Origin of the sequence: Mesorhizobium sp. M7A.F.Ca.MR.362.00.0.0, assembly GCF_004023175.1 — a bacterium.
GTDB lineage: Bacteria > Pseudomonadota > Alphaproteobacteria > Rhizobiales > Rhizobiaceae > Mesorhizobium.
The window spans coordinates 23,261-25,062 of the sequence record NZ_RZTF01000029.1 but is presented as its reverse complement, the minus strand read 5'-3'; the positions used below and the strand labels follow the sequence as shown (position 1 = coordinate 25,062).

Annotated in this window: 3 protein-coding genes and 1 pseudogene; all 4 read left to right on the top strand. The window is 65.3% G+C overall.

Annotated features, from left to right (window positions below; genetic code table 11):
* Positions 1-328: alpha/beta fold hydrolase (locus EOC06_RS41840; protein ID WP_245469371.1), on the top strand; the 328-nt coding region annotated here is incomplete at its 5' end.
* Positions 321-728 (top strand): 4-carboxymuconolactone decarboxylase, encoded by a 408-nt coding sequence (gene pcaC / locus EOC06_RS06690; RefSeq protein ID WP_127318459.1) that lies wholly within the window; start codon positions 321-323, stop codon positions 726-728. The genes EOC06_RS41840 and pcaC, both read left to right, overlap by 8 nt.
* Positions 718-1,473 carry a protocatechuate 3,4-dioxygenase subunit beta gene (pcaH, locus tag EOC06_RS06685; protein ID WP_127318461.1) on the top strand — a complete coding sequence of 252 codons (756 nt, stop codon included), beginning with the start codon at positions 718-720 and terminating at the stop codon, positions 1,471-1,473. The genes pcaC and pcaH overlap by 11 nt, the downstream gene beginning before the upstream one ends.
* A pseudogene (locus EOC06_RS41835) lies at positions 1,473-1,802 on the top strand (protocatechuate 3,4-dioxygenase subunit alpha); the annotation flags it as partial. The gene pcaH and the pseudogene EOC06_RS41835, both read left to right, overlap by 1 nt.

Here is a 1,802-nt window from a genome sequence, read left to right as displayed (position 1 = left end):
GCGTCCAGCCGAGCTCGACGGCTATAGGAACATGATGACCAGGCAAGCGCTCGCCGGTTACATCGGGACCTGCGTTGCCGTTCGCGATGCCGATTTCACCGATGCCGCACGCCGCATCGCGGTGCCGACACTCTGTGTCGCGGGCGACCAGGATGGCTCGACGCCGCCCGATCTCGTCCGCTCGCTGGCCGAGCTGATCCCCGCCGCGCGCTTCGAGATCATCCGCGACGCCGGACACATTCCTTGCGTCGAACAACCCGAAGCGCTGGTCGCCCTGATCCGCAGTTTTATCGCGTCGCTTGCCCCTGGAGCAGAAACTCATGGATGAAGTCCCCGGCGACGCAGCCAGATATCGCAAGGGGCTCGCGGTGCGGCGCTCGGTACTCGGCGACCGGCATGTCGACCGGGCCGAAATCGCCGCCACCGATTTCGACCAGCCTTTCCAGGAGCTGATCACCGAGGCTGCCTGGGGAACCGTGTGGGCGCGGCCGGGCTTCACCAAGCGTGAGCGTTCGATCGTCACGCTGGCGCTGCTGGCCGCACTCGGCCATGATGAGGAGATCGCCATGCATGTGCGCGCCACCGCCAACACCGGTGCGTCGCGCGACGACATCTGCGAGGCGTTCCTGCATGTCGCCATCTATGCCGGCGTGCCGGCCGCCAACCGTGCCTTCAAGATCGCCAAGGAGGTGTTTTCGGAAATGGACGGGAGCCAGAATGCCCGCTGAGTCCGGCTCGACCCGGAGGCCCGAGACCGGCGCCTTCTTCCAGCGCGACCGGACATGGCATCCGCCGGCTCTGACGCCGAACTATAAAACCTCGGTGCTGCGCTCACCGCAAAAGGCGCCGCTGTCGTTCGACAACACGCTATCGGAGATTGCAGGCCCGGTCTTCGGTCACGCCATGCTCGGCGAACTCGACGCCGACCTGATCCACAATTTCGCCAGGCCCGGCGAGAGCGCGCTCGGTGAGCGCATCCTCGTCTATGGGCGGGTGCTCGACGAACGCGGCGTTGGTGTGCCCGGCGCGCTGCTTGAGTTCTGGCAGGCCAATGCCGGTGGCCGCTATCGCCATAAGAGGGATGGCTATCTGGCGCCACTCGATCCGAATTTTGGCGGTTGTGGCCGAACTATTACAGGCGAGGATGGCTTCTATGCGTTTCGTACCGTCAAGCCCGGTCCCTATCCCTGGCCGAACGGGCCGAACGACTGGCGGCCTTCGCACATCCATTTCTCTGTCTTTGGTCACGGCTTTGCGCAGCGGCTGATCACGCAGATGTATTTCGAGGGCGATCCGCTGATCTGGCACTGCCCGATCGTGCGCGGCATCCCCGACAAGGCGGCCATTGAGACGCTGATCGCAACGCTCGACATGCAAGCGACGATCCCCTTCGACGCGCGCGCCTACAAGTTCGACATCGTTCTGCGCGGGCGCCGCGCGTCGCGGTTCGAAAACAGGCTGGAGGGCAATTGATGGCCCAGTCGCTCGACCGGCTCAGGGAGAGCCCCTCGCAGACCGCCGGACCCTACGTTCATATCGGGCTGACGCCCAATTTCGGTGGCATAGGCTGCGTCTACCCGACCGACCTCGGCGCGACCATGGTCAACGACAAGACCAAGGGCGAGCGCATCGGCCTGCGCATCCGGGTGCTCGACGGCACCGGCACGCCGCTCAAGGATGCGCTGATCGAGATCTGGCAGGCGGATGCCGACGGGCTCTACAATTCGCCGGCAGAACCGCGCGGCACGGCGGATCCCAACTTTTTCGGCTGGGGCCGTTGCCCGACCGACATGGACACCGGC